This window comes from Salinicoccus albus DSM 19776 (genome assembly GCF_000385175.1).
Classification (GTDB): domain Bacteria; phylum Bacillota; class Bacilli; order Staphylococcales; family Salinicoccaceae; genus Salinicoccus; species Salinicoccus albus.
Window position 1 is genome coordinate 81755 of sequence record NZ_ARQJ01000029.1, and the last position, 20676, is coordinate 102430.

Here is a 20676-nt window from a genome sequence, read left to right on the forward strand (position 1 = left end):
GTTGTTTTCATCAGTTAAAACCGATTGATATTTCGTTGAGCGGCCAGAATCTCAGCTGCACTTCACCGACCACCTGAGAATTATCCACCAGCCCGAAGTCTCTGGAATCCCGGCTGACCGGCCGGTTATCCCCGAGCACAAGAATATGGTCCTCAGGAATCGTACCGCCTTCTACACCCAGTTCTTGCAGTGTGAAATTGTCCATATAGGAATCTTGTGTGTGAACGAGGTAGTCCTCATCAATCGCCTCATCGTTTACATAGACCTGCTTATCATCCATCCTTACCGTATCCCCCGGCGTGCCGATGACACGTTTAACATATGCCGGCCCTTCTTCTGAATTGAAGACGATGACGTCTCCGGTATCATAATCCGTAAAATTATATATGAATTTATTTACAACGACCCTGTCTCCGTCTTCGAATGTCGGATCCATGCTGAGACCGTCGACTGTGTAGGAAACGAACAGGAAGGTTCGGATAACCAATATCAGTACTACAGCAACAGCGATCGCTATGATCCATTCTCTGATCTCTTTTTTCAAAATGTCACACCCTTAATCATCCATTTTTCTTTTGATATAGTTCTGGTACCATTTGGAGAATAAATAAAGTAGCACCAATACTATAATCGATAGTGTCAGCTGCAGCGGTGAAGTGAAAAACGATGTGACATCATTGCCAACCAGTGACATCGACATAATCATAATCGCTTTTGCCGCAATCAATATATACAAGTATACGATTTTTTTCATATTAGATAAAGCAGCAATCACATTTATCACTGCAGAGGGTGTAAAAGGAAGGCATAACAGTATAAAGAGGAAGGAGAACCCCCTCCTGTCTATAAATGAAAGCATCTTCTGCAACCGTTCATGCCTGGCGATATACCGTTGTGACGGTGCCCGCAGGAAATACCTGACCGCCAGAAAGACGATATAACTTCCGAGTACAGTGCCCGAATAACTTGCCAGAAACCCCAGTATCAGCCCATACGAGTTAATATTGACGATCACAAACAGAAACAGCGGCAAAAACGGCAATAACGACTCCAGGACCACAAGCAGGAAACCGACAATCACACCGATCTGCTCCACTTGTGAAAACAGCTGCTCAAGCCCTTCCTGGGTCGTCAGCATTTCATATAACTGCCTTAACCATTCCACATCAAAAACCTCACCCATCTAACAAAGGCTATATTACCTCTGTAATATAGCCGCTAACTTCAATACAATTATATAATTTTTAATCCATTCTGTCATTCAATTGCTTCCGCAGATCTTCATATCCGGGTTTACCTAAAAGGGCAAACATGTTTTTCTTATAAGCTTCAACTCCCGGCTGGTTGAACGGGTTGACACCGAGCAGATAGCCGCTCATGGCACAGGCCATTTCAAAGAAGTATACCAGGCAGCCGAAAGTATAACTGTCCAGACGGGGAATCCGTACAACCATGTTGGGCACCCCGCCGTCAGCATGGGCGAGCATCGTGCCCGTCATCGCCTGGCGGTTGACCTCGTCCACAGTCGTACCGGCCAGGTAGTTCAAGCCATCGGGATCAGCATCATCAGCGTCAATGGTAATGTCGCTCAACGGAGTTTCTATATCAATGACTGTTTCCATCAGATTTCTTCTGCCGTCCTGAATATACTGTCCGAGGGAATGCAGGTCCGTAGTAAAGTTTGCACTGTGCGGCAGGATGCCTTTGTGGTCCTTGCCTTCACTTTCACCGTAAAGCTGCTTCCACCATTCACCGAAATAACTGAGCCGCTCGTCGTAGTTCACCAGCATTTCGACGTCATAGCCTTTTCTGTGCAGGGCGTTGCGGACAACCGCGTACCGGTATGCGGGATTCGCTTCCATGGACGGGGCGGACAGTTCGTACATGCTTGCGGCCGCCCCGTCCATCATGGCGGAAATATCGATCCCGGCTGCAGCAATCGGCAAAAGACCAACTGCTGTAAGCACCGAATAGCGGCCGCCGACATCGTCCGGTACAACAAACATATCATAGCCCTGTTCTTTAGCCAGGGCGTTCAAAGCCCCTTTTTCGCGGTCCGTGGTCACATAGATGCGTCCGGCCGGGGCATCATACTTTTCCTCGAGGAGCTTTTTAAACACCCTGAAGGCAATGGCCGGTTCCATCGTTGTACCGGATTTGCTGATGACGTTGATAGAAAAGTCCTTATCCGCCAAATACCACTTTAACTCATTCATATAATGGGCAGACAGATGATGGCCGGCAAAAATAATCTGCGGACCATCAGATTCGAACGTCGGTGACAGCATCTCAATTGCTGCTTTCGCACCCAGGTATGAACCGCCGATACCGATGACAACAAGCACATCCGAATCCCGTTTGATCTGCGCTGCAGATGTTTGGATGCGGGTGAATTCCTCTTGATCATAATTCTCAGGCAGATCTACCCAGCCCAGGCTGCCGCTGCCCGTTTTGTCGTGAATCATGTCATGCACCGTTCCGATGAATGGTTTGAAACGGTCCATTTCCCCTTCGCTCAAGAAAGGTGAAGCGCTGCTGTAATCAAATTTAATATGTGTCATGGTATCCTCCAAATCGTTTATCCGTTTCCTTTATTGTAGGCTGAACGGATACGGAGAATCAACTGTTTTCATATTTATATTTTTTGATGCTTTTTATCTGGTATGATCTCTTTGATTTCCTCTGTCCTGCCTTCATGGAGCAAGCTGACGATTTTAGAACCGACGATCACACCGTCCGAATGAGTGCCGAGTGCTTCCGCCTGTGCGCCTGTACTGATGCCGAAGCCGGCACATACCGGCGTATCACTGATCTGCCTCACCCTGTCCAGGTGGTCATACAGACTTTTGCCGAAATCATCCCGCACGCCTGTGGTACCATTGACTGTCACGGCATATATGAAACCTTCTGCGCCGTCCGCGATTTCCCTGATTCTTTCTTCACTGCTTGTCAGTGTAATGAAACGGATCATGGCAATGTCATATTTGGCCAGCGGAGCGCCGAACTCAGGTTCTTCCTCAAACGGCACATCAGGGACAATGACACCTGCAGCACCGCCGTCATGCGCCATGGCAGCAAATTTTTCCCGGCCGAGCCTCAAAATTGGATTCGCGTACGACATGATGACGACAGGAATGCTGATTTCAGCTTTGATTTCCTTCAGCGTCTTCAACACGGCCTCAAGCGTTACATATCGATCCAGTGCGCGCCGGCCGGCATTTTGAATGGCCGGTCCGTCCGCCACAGGATCTGAAAACGGAATGCCGAGTTCAACAATGGACACCCCTGAATCTTCAAGTGTCAGGATCTGGTCCTTCAATTGGTCAAGCCCGCCATCCCCGGCCATGATATAGGCAATGAACGCTTTATCATCATTCTCTCTGAGTGATTCAAACGTCTGGTCTATAAGAAATTTACTCATCCGGATCCTCCCCTTTCAATCGTTCCTTAATTTCTGCAACATCCTTATCTCCCCGGCCGGAAAGATTGACGACGATGATTTCATCATGATTCATTTGAGATGCGATCCCGAGTGCATAGGATACAGCATGCGCACTCTCGAGTGCAGGTATGATCCCTTCTGTCCGGGACAGTACCTGAAAGGCTTCAACCGCTTCATCATCACTGATGTGGACATACTCAGCCCTTCTTATGTCTTTAAGGTGGCTGTGTTCCGGCCCGATGCCAGGATAATCCAGCCCGGCTGAAATGGAATGGGCGTCCTGAATCTGGCCCGCTTCATCCTGCAGCAGATGCATTTTGGCACCGTGCAGAATGCCGGTATGCCCATTGGTCAGTGAAGCGGCATTGTCATTTGTATCGATACCCAGTCCGGAAGCTTCAACACCATACATCCGTACTGATGTTTCATTTACGAATGGATGGAACATGCCAATGGCATTGCTGCCCCCGCCGATACAGGCGACGACTGCATCCGGCAGGCGCCCTTCAATATCCAGCATCTGCTGTTTCGTTTCCCTGCCGATGACAGACTGAAAATCCCTGACCAGCCGGGGGAACGGATGCGGCCCAAGCGCAGAACCAATAATATAATGGGTATCCTCCACATTCGCTACCCAGTAGCGCAGTGCTTCATTTACTGCATCCTTCAATGTACCGCGCCCCTGGTCGACGCTTTCTACTTTGGTCCCGAGAAGCTCCATACGGAATACATTCAGCGCCTGACGCCTGACATCTTCTTTGCCCATAAACACGATGCATTCAAGCCCGAGCAGGGCACATACAGTGGCACTGGCCACACCGTGCTGCCCCGCGCCGGTTTCGGCAACGATTTTCTTCTTGCCCATACGTTTAGCGAGCAGCGCCTGCCCGATTGTATTATTGATCTTATGTGCGCCCGTATGGTTCAAATCCTCCCGCTTCAGATATATCTTTGCACCGCCGGCCTGCCTGGAGAGATGCTCCGCATAATAGAGCGGCGTCTCCCGTCCGATATATTCCTTCAGATAATAATCCAGCTCATTCTGAAATTCCTGATCCGCTTTTGCGCTGTCATACGCTGCTTCCAGCTCCTTCACCGCACCCATCAGTGTTTCCGGCACGTATCTGCCGCCATACTCCCCATAATGTCCATTGTTATCTGGCTGCTGGTATGTCTTTTCCATTCATCACCACTCCTTTGGCAATCTGCATGATTTCTGCAATCTTATTCCTGTCTTTGACACCGTTCGTTTCTGCACCACTGGATAAGTCGATCATAAACGGCGCCACTTCCATTTCTGCCTGATTGATATTACCGGCGTTGAGCCCGCCGGCTAAAATCAGCCTGCGTCTGTCTATATCGGTATTGACAGCCTTCGACCAATCGAACTTTCTGCCGGTGCCGCCCCGCTTGGTTTCCGTACGCGAGTCCAGCAGTATAAAATCTGCCGGATATTCAAACATTTCTTTGAAAGTGGGCCCCTCATCGATTGAAAACGCCTTGATCACCTTTGAATTTACAGCCCGGGCAAAGGCAGGGCTTTCATCACCGTGGAGTTGAACATAGTCCAGACCCGCCTGATCGATCGTGCGGTTTATCTCCGAGAGCCCGGTATTGACAAATACGCCTGTCTTTTGTATTCCTGAGCCCAGCGCATCTGTGATCGCTTCAGCTGTTTCAGGTGTGATTTTTCTGCTGCTGTCAGCAAACATGAAACCGACCATGTCCGCACCATTCTCCTCTGCGGCTTGTGCCGCCTGGATGGACTGGATACCGCAAATCTTAACTTTCATCTAATCCTCCCCCCTTGAGTTCCCGAATCTTATCGCCCGGATCTTCTGACATCATCAACGTTTCTCCGACCAGCAGCGCCTGCGCCCCTGCCTGCGCCATCCGTGCTGAATCCTGCCTTGTTCTGATGCCGCTCTCTGCGATAAAAACCGGACCGGCATGCGCATACTTCCCAAGCAATTTCTCAGTGTTTGAAATATCCACTGTAAACGTCTTCAAATCACGATTATTAATACCGACAAGCGCCGGCTTTATTTCAAGCGCCCGAGCCATTTCTGCTTCGTCATGGACTTCCACCAGCACTTCAAGATTCAGTGAACGGGCGTATCTGTGCAATCGTGCGAGCGCCTCATCACTGAGGGCCGCAACAATCAGCAAAATCACATCCGCGCCATTGATGTAGGCTTGGCTGATCTGCCTTTCATCGATGATGAAATCCTTATTGAGCACTGGTATATCCACCGTTCGTTTTACTTTTGCCAAATCTTCCATGGTGCCGCTGAAAAATTTCTGATCGGTCAATACAGAGACAGCATCGGCGCCGCTTGAAGCATATAAAGCGGCCTGTTCTGAGGGCACGATGCCCGGGTCAATATCACCCTTTGACGGCGATTTCCGTTTGACTTCGGCAATGACTGCCGGCGTATCTGAATCATGCAGCCGTTCGATAAACGATACTGGCTGCCGGCCGAATACGACGGGGGTTTGAGATAATGTTTCCAGTTCAATTTCTTTCTGTGCGATGATGTCATCTAAAATAGTACTCATGCCTGCCCCCCTCTCTTGTTGGAATACTTGATCAGATGCTCCAGTTTTTGAAGTGCCCGGCCCGAAGAGATGGATTCTTTTGCCATGAAGATGCCTGCTTCGATGGAATCCGATCTGCCGGCTGCGTACAAACCGATGCCCGCATTCAGGAGGACGGTATCCCTTTGGGCCGGCGCGGCGTCCCCCTCAAGCACATTCCTTAATATTTCCGCGTTGGTGCTGCTGTCGCCGCCGGCGATTGCCTCAAGCGGGTATGATTTCAAACCGACGGACTCCGGTGTGAACTTTTCCTCGTAGATCGCCCCTCCTTCCAATAACGCAAAGTAATTTTCACCGGCGAGAGATGCTTCATCCATGTATCCCGCCCCGTTGATGACAACGGCTCTTTTCCTGCCCAGCCGTTTGAGCACTGTCGCCATCATCACCAGTTGCTCCCTGTTATAAGTACCCAAAAACTGCTGCTCCAGCTTGACGGGATTGATCAGCGGGCCGATGAGATTGAAGATCGTCGGCACTTTCAGGTCCTGCCTGACTTTCATGATCTGTTTTAGTTTGGGATGCACATGCGGTGCAAACAGGAACGTGATGTTGTTGTCCTTGAGCAGCCGTGCGTTGTCGTCCGCATCAAAATCCAGTGACACGCCAAGTTCCGCCAGCACATCCGAGCTGCCTGTCCGGCTCGTCACACTTCTGTTACCATGCTTTGCGACTGTCACGCCGGCGCCTGCCAGCACAAATGCTGACACTGTGGAGATATTGAAGCTGTGTGAACCGTCTCCGCCTGTACCGCAGTTATCCATGACATTATCCATCGACCGCTTCAATGGCATGGCGTTGTCCCGCAGCACTTCGACCAGTGATGCAATTTCATCCACCGTCTCTCCCTTTGCCTTTAATGCCATCAAGAAGGCGGCGACTTCGCTGTCACTGAGTGTTTCATTGAGTATGATCTGCATGGCCTCCGCCATTTCATCAAACGTCAGGTCTTTCCTTTCGGATAATTTGTTAAGATGCGTTTTTAAACTGCCTGCTTTTGTCTCAGTTTTAACTGCCTGCTCTGTAGTCACTTCACATTCTCCTTTCAAATATAAAAAACCTCCACAGACGATTTGTCTGTGGAGGACGATTTCACCGCGGTGCCACCTCGTATTAATGCTGACAGCAAGTGCCCAGCATTCGCTCCGCCACGTAAAGTGCGGCTGCCTGACGCATGATTTTTCAGTCCCATTCAGGCGGTGTGCATGTATCGGTTTCCACCATCCCGACTCTCTGTTCCATGCCTGCACTGCCTTACTTGTTCTGAAATGCGTATCAATATATTTTTAAATAAAAAAGCTCCCCTGTCTCTTATAAAAAAGGACGGGGAGCCGTGGTACCACCTTTATTGACCGGTCAATCACCGGTCCGCTCTGGTCATGATCTTCTCTGAATCATGCATTCCCAATAACGCGGGATATACGCCAGAGCTTAATTTCAAAAATTTTTCAGCTGCTGGTTATCAGGAAGCCCATTCACTCATACACTGTACCGGTTTGCACCATCCACCGGCTCTCTGCAACAGAGCAATCAGCTACTCTTCTTCCCCAATCAAGTCTATTTGAATGATTGCTTTTCATATTAAAACACAAAAAGAGATAATGCAAGTAGTAATTTAAATTTGTTCAGTAAATTTAAATTACTCTGTCATGTTACGCCCAGTGCCGGTATCTGATCGCTTCTGCGGTACGCTTGATACCGACGACATATCCGGCCAGACGCATATCCACCCGCCGCGTTTCATGCAGATCATATACCGCGTCGAAAGATTGCTGCAGTTTTCTCTCAAGGAGTACCTGAATTTCATCATCGTCCCAGTAGTCCCCCTGTTTATTCTGGACCCATTCGAAGTAGGATACAGTTACGCCGCCGGAGGATGCAAGCACATCCGGGATGATCAGACTGCCGCCGTCTGTGAGGATTTTCGTGGCCGCCTGCGTCGTCGGGCCGTTCGCTGCCTCACAGATGATATCTGCTTTGATATTGAGGGCGTTTTCTTCTGTAATCTGATTGGCGAGTGCAGCGGGGATAAGAACCTCGCAATCTACCTCAAGCAGTGCTTCATTTGACAGCACTTCAAGATCGAGGGTTTCAGCAACATCCTCTTTATCCTTATTTTCAATGACGTAGTCAATATCGATCCCCTCAGCACTGTACAGCGCACGTGTAGAACGCGATACGCCTACGATTTTTGCACCTCTGTCAGAGAGTAATTTAGAGATGAAACTGCCGGCATTGCCGAACCCTTGCACGACGACCCGGGCATCTGCCATGTTGATGCCGCGTTTTTCAAGCGCCCGTTCCACACAGATGACCGCCCCCATCGCCGTTGCTGTATCGCGGCCTTTGGAACCGCCGAGCTGCAGCGGTTTACCGGTGACAAATTCCAGCGGGTTTTTCGCATGTTTCACACTATATTCATCCATCATCCAGGCCATCACCTGGGCGTTCGTGTACACATCAGGCGCCGGGATATCCTTCGTCGGACCGACAATCTGACTCACTGCACGGACATAACCTCTCGCGATGGCTTCAAGTTCCCTCTCGCTGAGCTCTTTGGGATTACAGACAACACCGCCCTTACCGCCGCCGTAGGGCAGGCCGACGATACCTGCCTTCAGCGTCATCCACATGGATAAAGCAATGACCTCATCCTCTGTCACATCCGGATGGAAGCGGATGCCGCCTTTAGTCGGGCCGGCAGCATCACTGTGCTGCGCACGGAATCCGGTAAAAACCTTCACCGAACCATCATCCATATTAATTGGTATCCGGACTTTCAACAGACGCTCCGGCTCTTTTATCAAGTCATACATGTCCTCATCATACCCGAGCATATCCAGCGCTTCCTGGATTACCGACTGGGTTGATGTAATAAGGTTGGAAGATCTCGCCATAGCTGTTCACCTTTTTCTTTGGTTTTGTAGTAACTTTTATCGGACAGGATAAAATAAGTCCCATTATTCATACAATTTAAATATTCATGTTATTATATTTCAGCCGGTTTATCAAGTGTCAAATTGGTCTGTCATTCTCCCGGCATCCCGGAATGGGTCATTAAAAAAGACCGGGCCAATAGATGGAGCCCGGTCATTGAAACATATCGATATTACGCCCAGCCTCTGTACCTTGCTGCTTCAGCTGTGCGTTTAATACCAACGATATAGGCTGCCAGACGCATGTCTATACCGCGGTTTTCATGCAGGTCATAAATTTCGTTAAAGGACTTTTTAAGTTTATGTTCAAGTTTTTCATTCACTTCATCTTCATCCCAGTAGTATCCCTGGTTGTTCTGCACCCATTCAAAGTAGGATACAGTGACACCGCCGGCAGACGCAAGCACATCAGGCACGATGAGTTTTTCATTCTCCGTCAGGATTGTGGTCGCTTCTTTTGTCGTTGGACCGTTTGCAGCCTCACAGATGATATCCGCTTTAATATCATGAGCGTTCTCTTCTGTAATCTGGTTGGCGATGGCTGCAGGGATCAGGATGTCACAGTCTATTTCGAAAAGTTCAGGGTTTGGAATGACGTCATCAAAAAGATTTGTAACCATGCCGAAACTGTCACGGCGATCCAGCAGATAATCGATATCCAGACCATCCGGATCATGAAGGGCCCCGTTGGCATCTGAGATGCCAACGATTTTCGCACCTCTGTCGAACAGTATCTTGGAGAGGAAACTCCCTGCATTGCCGAACCCCTGGATGACGATCCTGACATCTTCCATCTTCATGCCGCGTTTTTCCATCGCCTGTTCAAGACATAGTACCACACCAATCGCTGTCGCCCGGTCACGGCCCTGTGAACCGCCAAGCACAAGCGGCTTGCCGGTAATGAATCCCGGAGAGTTGAATTCGTCAATGATGCTGTATTCATCCATCATCCAGGCCATGATCTGGGAATTTGTAAATACGTCCGGTGCCGGGATATCTTTGGTCGGGCCGACAATCTGGGAGATTGCCCGGACATAACCGCGGCTCAGCCGTTCAACTTCCTCAATGCTCATTTCGCGGGGGTCACAGACAATTCCGCCTTTACCGCCGCCATACGGCAGATCCACGATACCTGCCTTCAGTGTCATCCACATGGAGAGTGCGATGACCTCATCTTCGTTTACATCCGGATGGAAACGCACACCGCCCTTCGTTGGTCCGACAGCATCACTGTGCTGTGCACGATAGCCTGTGAACACTTTTACAGAGCCGTCATCCATCCGTACCGGAATGCGGACAGTAAGCAGCCGCATCGGTTCTTTGACGAGTTCATACATACCCTCATCAAAGCCCAGCTTGTCCAGGGCTTCGTGAATAATGGACTGTGTAGATGTTATAAGATTTGATTTCTCTGACATTTTTTATCCGCCTCTTTTTATGAAACTGTTTTCAATTGTATTGTATCATACTAAATCATTTTTAAAAGCGTTATTTGGACAGTACTGATTTCACTTTCTCAATTGCCCAGTCAAGATCTTTCTCGGAAATGACGAGCGGCGGCGCCAGACGCAGGACAGTGTCATGGGTCTCCTTGGACAGGATGCCGAGTTTTTTGAGTGATTCACAGTATGGACGGGCCGACTCAGTCAATTCCACACCAATGAACAGGCCGCGCCCTCTGACTTCTTTAATGACAGGATTATCTATTTTTGAAAGTTCTTCCTTGAAGTAATCGCCGAGTCTGTTGGCACGTTCCGCAAGGTTTTCATCAACCAGTACATCAAGCGCCGCTTCCGATACGGCGCATGCCAGCGGGTTGCCGCCGAATGTTGAACCGTGGGAGCCCGCGGTAAACACGTTCAGGATCTCTTCGTCTGCCACCACACAGGAAATCGGGAACACACCACCGCCCAGCGCTTTACCGAGAATATACATATCGGGTTTTACATCTTCCCAATCCGTTGCAAACATCTTACCGGAGCGGCCGAGTCCCGCCTGGATTTCGTCCGCGATGAACAATACATTATTCTCATCACATAACTGGCGGACTTCCTTCAAGAAACCTTCCGGCGGAATATTGACACCCGCTTCACCCTGGATGGGCTCGAGCAGCACCGCAGCGGTATTCTCGTTTATCGACGCTTTGATCTGGTTGATATCTCCGAAGTCGACCAGTTTAATGCCGTCAAGCAGCGGTCCATAGCCGCGGCGGTATTCCGCTTCGGAAGAAAGTGACACAGCTGCCAGCGTACGTCCGTGGAAATTTTGATTCATCGCGATGATTTCTGCCTTATCATCTTCCACTCCTTTGACATCGTAAGCCCAGCGGCGCGCCGCTTTAACTGCTGTTTCCACTGCTTCTGCACCGGTGTTCATCGGCAGCGCCATATCTTTGCCGGCAAGTTTGCAGACTTTTTCATACCATGGTCCCAGCCTGTCTGAATGGAACGCACGTGACGTCAGCGTAAGCTTGTCCGCCTGATCCTTTAAGGCCTGGATGATTTTCGGATGTCTGTGCCCCTGGTTCACTGCTGAATAGGCAGCCAGCATATCCAGATATTCATTGCCTTCAGGATCCTTGACCCAGACCCCGTCCGCCTCTGATATGACGACTGGCAGCGGGGTGTAGTTCGGTGCCCCGTATTCATTCGTCAGTTCAATAATCTCTTGCGATTTTGTCATAATGATCCGCCCTTTCTTAAAAACAGCGGGCATGTATAAGACCCGCCGTCCCCGCTTGGAGAATTTTATAAACGCTTTAAAACCGTTATCTATCCTTTATGATGAACGTTTTATCTGACATTTTCAACCTTTTTGACGAATGTATCATTTTGCTCTGCAGAGCGCTGTGTAAACATAACCGTCTTTCTGGATAAGTATTCATCCATACGGTCATTTCATAGAATATTCTGCAGGGTCTCACACAAGAAACTCCGCAGGTTTTTCTGCGGAGTTTTGGTTTCCCAGCCATCAGTTTCACGCTAAACGATATCGAATCACTTTAAATACTTCTTCGCTTGGCTGATCCATTCCGGCATCTTTTGTCTGATGGACTCGAATCCATACTTCTCCGTCTCTCGGATCTGATCCAGAACAGAGCGCCTGTCCCGTTTCCGCTCCTCACGTTTAAAATACTCATTTTCTTTTAAAGTCAGGTCCAATTTACCTTCTTTGCCAACACTTAATATCTTTACTTTGACAATCTGGCCCTTTGACAGAAACTGGTTTATATCATGGACATAATCGTTCATCACTTCCGAAATATGAATAAGTCCTTCTTGATTATCAGGGGTTTTGACAAAAGCGCCATACGGCTGGATGCCAGTCACTTTCACTTTGATGAACTGGCCTTTCCGATATTTTTTTGCCACAAAATGACCCCGCTAACTTTTTCGGTAATACATATGCAGTGATTATTCTATCATATCAAAAAGTGTTTATCTAATTATTACAGAACGATTGTGAAAATAAAAACCCGTACTTTAAGCCTGAAGTCAAACTTTAAGTACGGGCGGGGTGTTTATATCATTTCCAGAGGACGGAGGCCATTCATTAAAGGCAGGGCAAAGCGCTGTGTTAATGCCTGGATCCATCGTATTTCTCCTGTTCCAGCCGTCTCAGCACTTCCGCTTCAAAATCCTTCATCTTCTCTTCCTGCTTCCTGGAGTATCTCTTTATCAGTCTGAAGGTTATGTAGGCGATAAGTATACAGATGGCTAAAACAATCAGTGCAGGTATATACTCGGATTTATCTTCAGGGAAATACAGAAATTCCATCATAGTCAATCACTCACCTTTTCCCGGCAATTGTAACAAATTTACGCATTGTATGTCTGTATTATCATGGGGGATTAATGACTATTTTGTGAGAATTCCGGATAACTCGGACGGGGATTTGCCTGTTTGATCGGGCGGGTTATAAGACTTCGATATTTTCAATCACTATATCCTGTGCCGGACGATCCTGCGCGCCCGTCTCCACTTTGGCAATCTCCTCCACAGTATCGATGCCTTCGATGACGTGCCCGAATACCGTATGGCGCTGGTCCAGCCACGGTGTACCGCCCAGTTCAGTATATGCTTCTATAATTTCAGCGGGGTAGCCGGCACCTTCCAGCTGGGACAGCATTTCAGATGGCACCTGTTTGAGCTGTACGATGAAAAATTGACTGCCGTTTGTATCCGGGCCTGCATTGGCCATGGACAGAGCGCCGTACAGATTGAAGGCCTCCAGGGAAAATTCATCTTCAAACGTGCCCCCGTAGATGCTCTCACCGCCCATGCCTGTACCTGTCGGATCGCCGCCCTGGATCATGAAATCCCTGATGACCCTGTGGAAAATCTGACCGTCATAGTAACCGTTCCTTGCATGGGTTGTAAAATTCTCGACTGTCTTAGGCGCAATATCCTTAAACAGTTTCACGGTAATATCACCGTAATTAGTATGAATCAGTGCTGCCGCTTCATTGTCACGAACTTCTCTGCTTAGTTGCGGGTATGTCATAAACTGCCTCCTGAATTTCATTATTTCAAATTTATAGAAGTAAATATGAAAATTTTGTGACTCTCAAAGCCTTTACTGCTATTTATACTATACAGAAAATTTCTTTTTGTTCAAAGCCTTTGCATTTATTTGAGCCTGTGTTTCATGTATAATTTACATATAATGTGCTCAGAGGGCACAGCATACGAGGAGGTAACCCATGACGCTGATACATTTAGCGATTCTGCTGCCTGTGGCGGCCGCCATTGCCATCGGCGTTCTTTACAGGTATTACAGAAAGATCAATATCGGCTGGCTTGCGCTGCCGGTGCCGCTCCTGATTGCCATTTATCTGGCGACATTGATCCCCGCTGTAAGCGGCGGGGAAGTAATACATGAAACGATGCCTTTTATGCCGAGAATCGGAATGAACTTCGATATCTACATAGATGGTCTCAGTCTTTTATTCGCAATACTAATATCGGGGATTGGCGCACTTGTCACCCTATATTCTATCGGCTATCTTTCACAAAAGGAAAAATTAGGCAGTTTTTATATCTATCTGCTAATTTTTATGACAGCGATGCTCGGGGTTGTCCTGATCGATAATGTGCTGATGCTCTATCTGTTTTGGGAATTGACTTCAATTTCCAGTTTCCTGCTCATCGCTTTCTGGCACAAGAATGACCGTTCATTGTACGGTGCCCAGAAATCGATGCTCATCACCATGTTCGGCGGATTTTTAATGCTGGGCGGATTCATCATACTCTACCTGATCACCGGTACATTCAGCATCAGAGGTATGATTGAGGCACTGCCGCTGATCCAGGAGAATCAGCTGGCACCGCTGGCAATCGTTCTTATACTATTTGGTGCATTCACAAAATCAGCACAATTCCCCTTCCATATCTGGCTGCCGGATGCAATGGAAGCCCCGACGCCGGTCAGTGCTTACCTGCACTCTGCAACAATGGTAAAAGCGGGCATCTACCTGGTCGCACGCTTTACACCTATATTTGCCTTCAACAGTCTCTGGATATGGCTCATACTGATTGTCGGGCTGTTCACCATGACATGGGCAGCATTCAATTCCATCAAGCAGAACGACTTAAAAGCAATGCTGGCACTATCAACCGTGTCACAGCTCGGACTCATCATGTCACTGCTTGGTCTGGGCGCATTGAGCGTGTCGACCGGTGCTGACGAACAGCTTTTCACAGCAGCGATTGTTGCCGCTGTCTTCCATGTTTTCAACCACGCAACATTTAAAGGCGCCTTGTTTATGGTCACCGGCATTGTCGACCATGAGACCGGAACCAGAAACATGAAGAAACTCGGCGGTCTGCTGACGATTATGCCGATTTCTGTAACAATGACCCTCATCACTGCGCTGTCCATGGCCGGTATACCGCCGTTCAACGGGTTTTTGTCCAAAGAACTTTTTCTCGAAGCAATGATTTCGATCGGAAATGCTGAGTTCGGCGGGCTTTCCAGCATGAGCTTCATCGTTCCGGCATTGGCGATTATCGGCAGTATCTTTACGTTCATATATTCCATCAGACTCATCTATGATGTGTTTTTCGGAAAACGGACATATCACTTGCCGAAAGCGCCCCGCGAAGGATCTGCAATCATGCTGGTCTCACCGGCAATCCTGACGTTTCTGGTCCTGGTGTTCGGCTTCTTTCCGAACCTTCTGTCCGGGACAATCATAGATCCGGCTGTCATGGGTATCATGGACAGCTCGACCTCACCTGAAACATCCATTTCACATTGGCATGGATTTGACAGTCCGGCGCTGTGGGCGACAGTGTCCATTGTCATCATCGGTACATTATTGTTCATTTCAAGAGACAGATGGATGTTCATATACAACTACCATAAAGAAAGATTCACACTTGACTTCGCCTACGACCAGCTGCTTCTGTACAGCCGGTTTGGCTCCCAGAAACTGACTGATAATCTGATGAACGGTTCCATCCGTTCGTATCTCTTATATATATTCGGCACTTTCGTAATATTCGGCTGTCTCAGCGTCATAAGCGCCGGAATGAGTATTGATTTCAATAATCTTTCCCCCGTCAGTATCGGCGAGATCATCATGGTGCTCATTACTATCGTGACTTTAGCGGTCATCCTGATCACAAAGTCCCGGATGGTTTCCATCATCATGCTCGGCGCTGTCGGGTTCGCTGTTTCCATGCTCTTTGTATTCTTCAGGGCGCCTGACCTGGCACTTGCCCAGCTCGCGATAGAGACGATCATCACTGCTTTGTTCCTGGTATGTTTCTTTTATCTGCCCAGGCACAGCAGACATGAAGAACGCATAAGATTTAAACTGACTAACTTCCTGGTCTCCCTCGGCGTCGGGGTATTGACTATATTCATTGGACTCGCAGCATATTCTGAACGGCTCTTCGAATCGATCAGTCAATTCCATATCGAAAACGTGTATGACCTCACTGCCGGCGGAAACATGGTCAATGTCATCCTTGTGGACTTCCGCGGTTTTGATACATTGTTTGAAACGCTGGTATTCGGCATCGCCGGGATCGGTATATTTACACTGATGAAACTGAACTTGAACAGAAGGGGGAATAAGGATGAAGAGCACACTGAAGAAAGCAGGGTATAGCAGGGTTCAGAAGCAAATGCATGATGTTTTCCTGCAGTTCACTTCAAAAGTTGTATTCTTTATCATCATCATGTTCGCTTTCAACCTGTTTTTTGCCGGTCACTATACGCCGGGCGGCGGCTTTGTCGGCGGACTGCTGGCTGCTTCCGCACTGATCCTGCTGCTCATCGCATATGACAGAAAAACACTGTTTAAGATGATCCCGATAGATTACCGGCTGATCATTACCACCGGCCTGTTCCTGTCCCTGGCCGTTCCGACACTGTCATTCCTGTTTGGCACACCGTTCCTCACCCATCAGCACACGTATCTGCAGCTGCCGGTCCTGGGTGAAATCCCGTTACATTCCGCATTACTGTTCGATCTTGGTGTCTTTTTGACGGTTGCAGGAACAACGCTTCTTATGATTGCGCTGATTGAGGGGGAAGAGAGCTGATGGAACTGATTATAATCATTCTTAGTGGAATCCTGATCGGCGCTTCTGTGTATCTCATACTTTCGAAGAGTGTCCTCCGTATTATTATCGGTACTTCGACACTTGCCCACGGGGTACATCTGATGCTCCTTACCATGGGGGAATTAAAGCGCGGCAATGTCCCTGTTCTCGATGCCGAAGTCTCTTCCTATGCAGATCCGCTGCCGCAGGCGCTGATGCTTACTGCAATCGTGATTTCATTCGCACTCACAGCATTCCTCCTTGCTGTTGCTATAAAAACTTACAGAGAACTGGGCACTGATAATGTAGAAGAGATGAAAGGGGTGCCTCATGACGACTGACATACTGGTTTTATTACCGATCATCATCCCGATGTTTGCCGGCCTCATCATGCTGTTCATCGGCCGGCGCCCGATGGCACACAGAGTGGGTGCGGCCCTGACGGGACTCCTAATGCTGATCATCACACTCTGGGTTATTATACGGGTTTACAATTCAGGGACGATGGTGACATTCATCGGCGATTGGGCGGCGCCTTTTGGCATCAGTGTTGTCATAGACATGGCAGCCGCCCTGCTGTTGCTGAGTACAACAATTGTTACTTTTGCCATTGTCGTCTATTCATTCCAGTCAATCGGTATGGAAAGGGAGAAATTCTACTATTACCCATTGATCCTGTTCATGCTTACAGGCATTAACGGTGCATTCTCAACGGGGGACATATTCAATATGTTCGTCTTCTTTGAAGTCTTTCTAATTGCAAGTTACGTATTGATCACGTTGGGCGGTACAAAGATTCAGCTGCAGGAAGGTTTTAAATATATCGTCGTGAATATTGTTGCCTCAAACTTTTTTGTCCTTGGCATCGCCTACCTGTATTCTGTCACCGGCACGCTCAATTTTGCGGACATCTATCTGAAGCTTGATAATTATGACGGCAATATCATCATCATGACGATCGTCGCTGTCGTGTTTCTATTCGTGTTCGCCACAAAAGCGGGAGTGGTGCCATTCTATTTCTGGCTGCCGGGTTCCTATTATGCGCCGCCGATGCCTGTCATCGCACTCTTCGGTGCATTGCTGACAAAAGTTGGGGTGTATGCCATCGCCCGTACTTACAGCCTGTTCTTCATCGGTAACAGTGCATTTACACATCAGATGCTCCTGTTTCTCGCCATTCTCACAATAATTGTCGGAGCGATCGGTGCACTCGCTTATACGGATATGAAGAAAGTGATCATATACAATATCCTGATTGCTGTGGGAATCATACTGACCGGCTTCTCGATCATGGATCAGACCGCCACAGTCGGCGCAATGTATTATCTGATCCACGATATAATCATTAAAGCGGCATTGTTCCTGCTCGTCGGTTTCATTATTTACAGAACCGGGAAAGTCGATTCCGAACGTCTCGGCGGTCTGATCGGACAGCATCCGTTAGCCGGGTGGGCGTTTTTCATCGCCGCGCTCTCACTGGCCGGCGTCCCGCCTTTATCCGGTTTTTACGGCAAGCTGTTCATCGTTCAGTCCGCTTTTGAAAATAACCATTACATTGCTGCGATTATCCTTCTGCTTTCCAGTCTTGTTGTCCTGTATTCTCTGATCAAAATATTTATTAATGTCTTCTGGGGCGAAGATATGGACTTCAGTAAACTAAAGCCTGTCAAGTATGATAAACTTCTGGTTTCTTCCATTGGCCTGGTCATTGTCTCAGTTGCTTTCGGTCTTGGCGCGGATCTGCTTTATCCGCTTTTTGAGATGGCTGCCGAAGCCTTCCATGATCCCGCGTCCTATGCCAGTTATTTAACGGAGGTGGAGTAGATGCCCTTACAAATACTGATCAATTTATCTCTGGCATTCCTTTGGATGTTCATGAGCTCTGAGTTCTCTTTCATCTCCTTCTTAAATGGATATCTGCTGGGGCTTGCAACGGTGTTTATAATGCGCCGGTTCCTGCCGGGGTCATTCTACATCAGAAGAGTGTGGGCGATTATTAAACTTTCATTCACGTTCCTATGGGAGCTGAGCAAATCCAACATCGATGTGGCGAGAATTGTATTGAAACCTAAAATTGATATTCACCCCGGTTTCTATGCTTACCCCTGCGATCTGGAGGAAGAATGGGAAGTTTCCCTGCTTACTGCACTGGTCACACTGACCCCCGGCACAGTAGTCGTGGCTATTTCCGATGACCACTCGACGATCTATATACACGGGCTGCATCTGCAAAGTGCTGAAGCAGAAATCAACCGTGTTAAGACCCGTTTTGAATACCTGATAAAAGAGGTGAGCAGAGCATGAATACCTTTCTCGACGTCGTCATTATTTTCTCACTGATCGTTCTTTCTTTTTCAATGCTCGGGATGGTCTACCGGATGATCAGCGGCCCGACACTTCACGATAAGATCGTTGCTTTGGATACTTTAGGTATTATGCTGATGGCGATGATCGCCCTGGTCGCCATATCCCTCAATTCAGCCTATCTGCTGGTCGTGGTGCTGCTGGTCGGCATCCTCGCCTTTATCGCAACAATCGCTTTGGCAAAATATCTGGAGAAAGGTGTGATTATTGAAAATGACAGAGATTCTGATGACTAGTCTGATTGCCTTTTTCATATTGGGCGGTGCTTTTTTCTCGTTTGTCGGCGCTGTCGGTGTCATCCGCCTGCCGGATATTTATACACGGCTGCAAGCCACTACAAAGAGTGCCACGCTCGGTGTCATGATGACAATGCTGGGCGCCTTTTTCTACTTCTGGTATACGGAGGGGCTGATTGATACTCAATTATTTCTGGCAGTACTCTTCATTTTCACCACCGCGCCCCTCGGTGCACATATGATTGCCAGAAGTGCATTCCACGCTGATGTTGAGCCTTATAAACTAACCATATTAAACGAATTGAAACGGGATGAGACCAATCCTGAAGACCAGATAATCGGTGACACTCAGCGCGTTCAGGTCCAGCGAAAGAAAGATGAAGACGAAAGCTGATATATATCACTAAAAAACCTCTGCAGGGCGCGGCTAATAGCTGCGCCCTGCAGAGGTTTTATCTATATCATCAGACTTTTTCATTTTCAATATCTTCCTTCAATTCATCCCGAATCGAATTTTTCTCGAGAGGCACATCGCTTCTGTATGCTGAACGATTGACCATCAATGCCGATAGCGGTGCTGTCATAAACACGAAGAGTATTGCCAGCAATATCTTTGCATTGAAACCTTCAGGAATGAAATAGATCAGTACACCCAGCATCAGAAACATGACTCCCAGTGTCGATGTTTTTCCTGCAGAGTGCATCCGGCTGTAGACATCCCTTAAACGTAAAACACCAATCGAACTGACGAAAATCAGCAATGCACCCGTTATGACGAATATGCTGGTAATGACCTCAATGACGCTCAAACAGATCACCTCTCTCGATAAATTTCGACAGGACAACAGTGCCGACAAATGCCAGAATACTCAATACCAGTGCGATATCTGAATACGCAACGGTGTCCTGTAAAAGCATGAGCAAGCCTACAAAAGCGATCAGATTCATCCCCAGTGTATCCAGCCCCAGCACTCTGTCGCTCAATGAAGGCCCTATAAATGCCCTTATCAGAAAGATGACTAAAGAAATGGTTAATAGAATCAGTGCCCCCTGTATTATCAGATGAAACATTATTCGGTCACCTCCATGATTGCGCGCTCAAAGTTATTGTGAATTCCGGCAAGTACTTTTTCTTTATTTTCACAATCCAGAGTATGGATATATATTGTCCTGTTATCTTTGGAGAAATCCATCGATACTGTGCCGGGAGTCAGTGATATGAGTGAAGCCAGCAAAGTGACTTCCACGTCCGTTTTGAGCTCTGTCTCAAGCGCAATGATCCCCGGCTGATGCGTCATCTTCGGGCTGAGCACAATTTTAATCACGTCAATATTCGCCTTTATCAATTCTGTCAGGAATATCAGAAGCAATTTAATTGCGGCCCACACTTTGACAAGATACAGATTAAAAGTCAATGCCCGTCTTAATATGACCAGGATAATGATACCCATTAGAAAACCGGTGATGAAACTGCTGAGTGTGAAGCTGTTCTGTAAAAATTGCCAGATGATGGCAATGAGTATATTTACTAAAAGTTGGAAAGCCATAA

At 48.0% G+C, this 20676-nt stretch carries 24 protein-coding genes and 1 other annotated feature; of the genes, 7 read left to right on the plus strand and 17 right to left on the minus strand.

The window, feature by feature from the left end; genetic code table 11:
• Window positions 1-10 precede the first annotated feature (10 nt).
• From lepB to G343_RS0108990, 14 genes are all read right to left on the minus strand, one after another.
• Entirely contained in the window at window positions 11-544 is a 534-nt protein-coding gene (gene lepB / locus G343_RS0108920) for a signal peptidase I (protein ID WP_020007794.1), read from the minus strand.
• Between the two features lie 12 nt (window positions 545-556).
• Window positions 557-1165 carry a TVP38/TMEM64 family protein gene (locus G343_RS0108925; RefSeq protein WP_026366337.1) on the minus strand — a complete coding sequence of 203 codons (609 nt, stop codon included), beginning with the start codon at window positions 1163-1165 and terminating at the stop codon, window positions 557-559.
• A gap of 79 nt (window positions 1166-1244) precedes the next feature.
• A complete protein-coding gene (locus tag G343_RS0108930) occupies window positions 1245-2561 on the minus strand; it encodes a glucose-6-phosphate isomerase (protein ID WP_020007796.1) in 1317 nt (438 codons plus the stop codon).
• A 74-nt stretch (window positions 2562-2635) separates the two neighbouring features.
• Window positions 2636-3421, minus strand: a complete 786-nt coding sequence (trpA, locus tag G343_RS0108935) for a tryptophan synthase subunit alpha (protein WP_020007797.1) — start codon at window positions 3419-3421, stop codon at window positions 2636-2638.
• Entirely contained in the window at window positions 3414-4625 is a 1212-nt protein-coding gene (trpB, locus tag G343_RS0108940; protein ID WP_020007798.1) for a tryptophan synthase subunit beta, read from the minus strand. Before trpB ends, trpA begins: the two co-directional genes overlap by 8 nt.
• Window positions 4597-5235, minus strand: a complete 639-nt coding sequence (locus G343_RS0108945) for a phosphoribosylanthranilate isomerase (RefSeq protein WP_020007799.1) — start codon at window positions 5233-5235, stop codon at window positions 4597-4599. The genes trpB and G343_RS0108945 overlap by 29 nt, the downstream gene beginning before the upstream one ends.
• Window positions 5225-6001, minus strand: a complete 777-nt coding sequence (trpC, locus tag G343_RS0108950; protein ID WP_020007800.1) for an indole-3-glycerol phosphate synthase TrpC — start codon at window positions 5999-6001, stop codon at window positions 5225-5227. Before trpC ends, G343_RS0108945 begins: the two co-directional genes overlap by 11 nt.
• Entirely contained in the window at window positions 5998-7086 is a 1089-nt protein-coding gene (gene trpD, locus G343_RS14500) for an anthranilate phosphoribosyltransferase (RefSeq protein ID WP_020007801.1), read from the minus strand. The genes trpC and trpD overlap by 4 nt, the downstream gene beginning before the upstream one ends.
• 267 nt (window positions 7087-7353) lie before the next feature.
• Window positions 7354-7597: a binding site (T-box leader), on the minus strand.
• Between the two features lie 92 nt (window positions 7598-7689).
• The gene (locus G343_RS0108960) at window positions 7690-8934 is read right to left on the minus strand and encodes a Glu/Leu/Phe/Val family dehydrogenase (protein ID WP_020007802.1); all 1245 of its coding nucleotides are present in this window, start codon (window positions 8932-8934) and stop codon (window positions 7690-7692) included.
• A gap of 212 nt (window positions 8935-9146) precedes the next feature.
• On the minus strand, window positions 9147-10391 hold the full coding sequence (locus G343_RS0108965) for a Glu/Leu/Phe/Val family dehydrogenase (RefSeq protein WP_020007803.1): 1245 nt from the start codon (window positions 10389-10391) through the stop codon (window positions 9147-9149).
• Between the two features lie 70 nt (window positions 10392-10461).
• On the minus strand, window positions 10462-11655 hold the full coding sequence (locus tag G343_RS0108970) for an ornithine--oxo-acid transaminase (protein ID WP_026366338.1): 1194 nt from the start codon (window positions 11653-11655) through the stop codon (window positions 10462-10464).
• A 314-nt stretch (window positions 11656-11969) separates the two neighbouring features.
• Window positions 11970-12344, minus strand: a complete 375-nt coding sequence (gene ygs, locus G343_RS0108980) for a S1 domain-containing post-transcriptional regulator Ygs (RefSeq protein WP_020007805.1) — start codon at window positions 12342-12344, stop codon at window positions 11970-11972.
• A 205-nt stretch (window positions 12345-12549) separates the two neighbouring features.
• Entirely contained in the window at window positions 12550-12753 is a 204-nt protein-coding gene (locus G343_RS0108985) for a hypothetical protein (protein ID WP_020007806.1), read from the minus strand.
• Between the two features lie 136 nt (window positions 12754-12889).
• Window positions 12890-13477 carry a peptidylprolyl isomerase gene (locus G343_RS0108990; protein WP_020007807.1) on the minus strand — a complete coding sequence of 196 codons (588 nt, stop codon included), beginning with the start codon at window positions 13475-13477 and terminating at the stop codon, window positions 12890-12892.
• Window positions 13478-13676: 199 nt separating this feature from the next.
• On the opposite strand from G343_RS0108990, the gene G343_RS0108995 reads away from it, so the two are divergent.
• From G343_RS0108995 to mnhG (G343_RS14505), 7 genes are read left to right on the plus strand one after another with little or no spacing between them, the layout of a single operon-like run.
• On the plus strand, window positions 13677-16091 hold the full coding sequence (locus G343_RS0108995; RefSeq protein WP_020007808.1) for a Na+/H+ antiporter subunit A: 2415 nt from the start codon (window positions 13677-13679) through the stop codon (window positions 16089-16091).
• Complete coding sequence (locus G343_RS0109000) at window positions 16060-16527, plus strand: Na(+)/H(+) antiporter subunit B (RefSeq protein WP_020007809.1); 468 nt, start codon at window positions 16060-16062, stop codon at window positions 16525-16527. Before G343_RS0108995 ends, G343_RS0109000 begins: the two co-directional genes overlap by 32 nt.
• On the plus strand, window positions 16527-16868 hold the full coding sequence (locus G343_RS0109005) for a Na(+)/H(+) antiporter subunit C (protein ID WP_020007810.1): 342 nt from the start codon (window positions 16527-16529) through the stop codon (window positions 16866-16868). The genes G343_RS0109000 and G343_RS0109005 overlap by 1 nt, the downstream gene beginning before the upstream one ends.
• Window positions 16858-18351: a Na+/H+ antiporter subunit D gene (locus tag G343_RS0109010; protein WP_020007811.1), complete on the plus strand. Its 1494-nt coding sequence runs from the start codon at window positions 16858-16860 to the stop codon at window positions 18349-18351. Before G343_RS0109005 ends, G343_RS0109010 begins: the two co-directional genes overlap by 11 nt.
• The gene (locus tag G343_RS0109015; RefSeq protein ID WP_020007812.1) at window positions 18352-18831 is read left to right on the plus strand and encodes a Na+/H+ antiporter subunit E; all 480 of its coding nucleotides are present in this window, start codon (window positions 18352-18354) and stop codon (window positions 18829-18831) included. It begins immediately after the preceding gene.
• Entirely contained in the window at window positions 18828-19127 is a 300-nt protein-coding gene (locus tag G343_RS0109020; RefSeq protein ID WP_020007813.1) for a Na(+)/H(+) antiporter subunit F1, read from the plus strand. Before G343_RS0109015 ends, G343_RS0109020 begins: the two co-directional genes overlap by 4 nt.
• Window positions 19105-19521: a monovalent cation/H(+) antiporter subunit G gene (gene mnhG / locus G343_RS14505; RefSeq protein ID WP_020007814.1), complete on the plus strand. Its 417-nt coding sequence runs from the start codon at window positions 19105-19107 to the stop codon at window positions 19519-19521. The genes G343_RS0109020 and mnhG (G343_RS14505) overlap by 23 nt, the downstream gene beginning before the upstream one ends.
• 70 nt (window positions 19522-19591) lie before the next feature.
• Here mnhG (G343_RS14505) and mnhG (G343_RS0109030) read toward each other — a convergent pair whose 3' ends face one another.
• From mnhG (G343_RS0109030) to G343_RS0109040, 3 genes are read right to left on the minus strand one after another with little or no spacing between them, the layout of a single operon-like run.
• Entirely contained in the window at window positions 19592-19936 is a 345-nt protein-coding gene (mnhG, locus tag G343_RS0109030; RefSeq protein WP_020007815.1) for a monovalent cation/H(+) antiporter subunit G, read from the minus strand.
• Window positions 19923-20198: a Na(+)/H(+) antiporter subunit F1 gene (locus G343_RS0109035; protein WP_020007816.1), complete on the minus strand. Its 276-nt coding sequence runs from the start codon at window positions 20196-20198 to the stop codon at window positions 19923-19925. Before G343_RS0109035 ends, mnhG (G343_RS0109030) begins: the two co-directional genes overlap by 14 nt.
• A complete protein-coding gene (locus tag G343_RS0109040) occupies window positions 20198-20674 on the minus strand; it encodes a Na+/H+ antiporter subunit E (protein WP_020007817.1) in 477 nt (158 codons plus the stop codon). The genes G343_RS0109035 and G343_RS0109040 overlap by 1 nt, the downstream gene beginning before the upstream one ends.
• Window positions 20675-20676 lie beyond the last annotated feature (2 nt).

Bases quoted from the DNA above. Each gene is read 5' to 3' on its own strand.
- G343_RS0109040 (WP_020007817.1), bottom strand. From the start codon at position 20,674: ATGGCTTTCCAACTTTTAGTAAATATACTCATTGCCATCATCTGGCAA.
- G343_RS0109005 (WP_020007810.1), top strand. From the start codon at position 16,527: ATGGAACTGATTATAATCATTCTTAGTGGAATCCTGATCGGCGCTTCT.
- G343_RS0108965 (WP_020007803.1), bottom strand. From the start codon at position 10,391: ATGTCAGAGAAATCAAATCTTATAACATCTACACAGTCCATTATTCAC.
- trpC (WP_020007800.1), bottom strand. From the start codon at position 6,001: ATGAGTACTATTTTAGATGACATCATCGCACAGAAAGAAATTGAACTG.
- G343_RS0108985 (WP_020007806.1), bottom strand. From the start codon at position 12,753: ATGATGGAATTTCTGTATTTCCCTGAAGATAAATCCGAGTATATACCT.
- G343_RS0109010 (WP_020007811.1), top strand. From the start codon at position 16,858: ATGACGACTGACATACTGGTTTTATTACCGATCATCATCCCGATGTTT.
- mnhG (WP_020007814.1), top strand. From the start codon at position 19,105: ATGACAGAGATTCTGATGACTAGTCTGATTGCCTTTTTCATATTGGGC.
- trpB (WP_020007798.1), bottom strand. From the start codon at position 4,625: ATGGAAAAGACATACCAGCAGCCAGATAACAATGGACATTATGGGGAG.
- G343_RS0109020 (WP_020007813.1), top strand. From the start codon at position 18,828: ATGAATACCTTTCTCGACGTCGTCATTATTTTCTCACTGATCGTTCTT.
- G343_RS0108930 (WP_020007796.1), bottom strand. From the start codon at position 2,561: ATGACACATATTAAATTTGATTACAGCAGCGCTTCACCTTTCTTGAGC.
- G343_RS0109015 (WP_020007812.1), top strand. From the start codon at position 18,352: ATGCCCTTACAAATACTGATCAATTTATCTCTGGCATTCCTTTGGATG.
- G343_RS0108970 (WP_026366338.1), bottom strand. From the start codon at position 11,655: ATGACAAAATCGCAAGAGATTATTGAACTGACGAATGAATACGGGGCA.
- trpA (WP_020007797.1), bottom strand. From the start codon at position 3,421: ATGAGTAAATTTCTTATAGACCAGACGTTTGAATCACTCAGAGAGAAT.
- G343_RS0109035 (WP_020007816.1), bottom strand. From the start codon at position 20,198: ATGTTTCATCTGATAATACAGGGGGCACTGATTCTATTAACCATTTCT.
- G343_RS0108995 (WP_020007808.1), top strand. From the start codon at position 13,677: ATGACGCTGATACATTTAGCGATTCTGCTGCCTGTGGCGGCCGCCATT.
- G343_RS0108990 (WP_020007807.1), bottom strand. From the start codon at position 13,477: ATGACATACCCGCAACTAAGCAGAGAAGTTCGTGACAATGAAGCGGCA.
- G343_RS0109000 (WP_020007809.1), top strand. From the start codon at position 16,060: ATGAAGAGCACACTGAAGAAAGCAGGGTATAGCAGGGTTCAGAAGCAA.
- G343_RS0108960 (WP_020007802.1), bottom strand. From the start codon at position 8,934: ATGGCGAGATCTTCCAACCTTATTACATCAACCCAGTCGGTAATCCAG.
- G343_RS0108945 (WP_020007799.1), bottom strand. From the start codon at position 5,235: ATGAAAGTTAAGATTTGCGGTATCCAGTCCATCCAGGCGGCACAAGCC.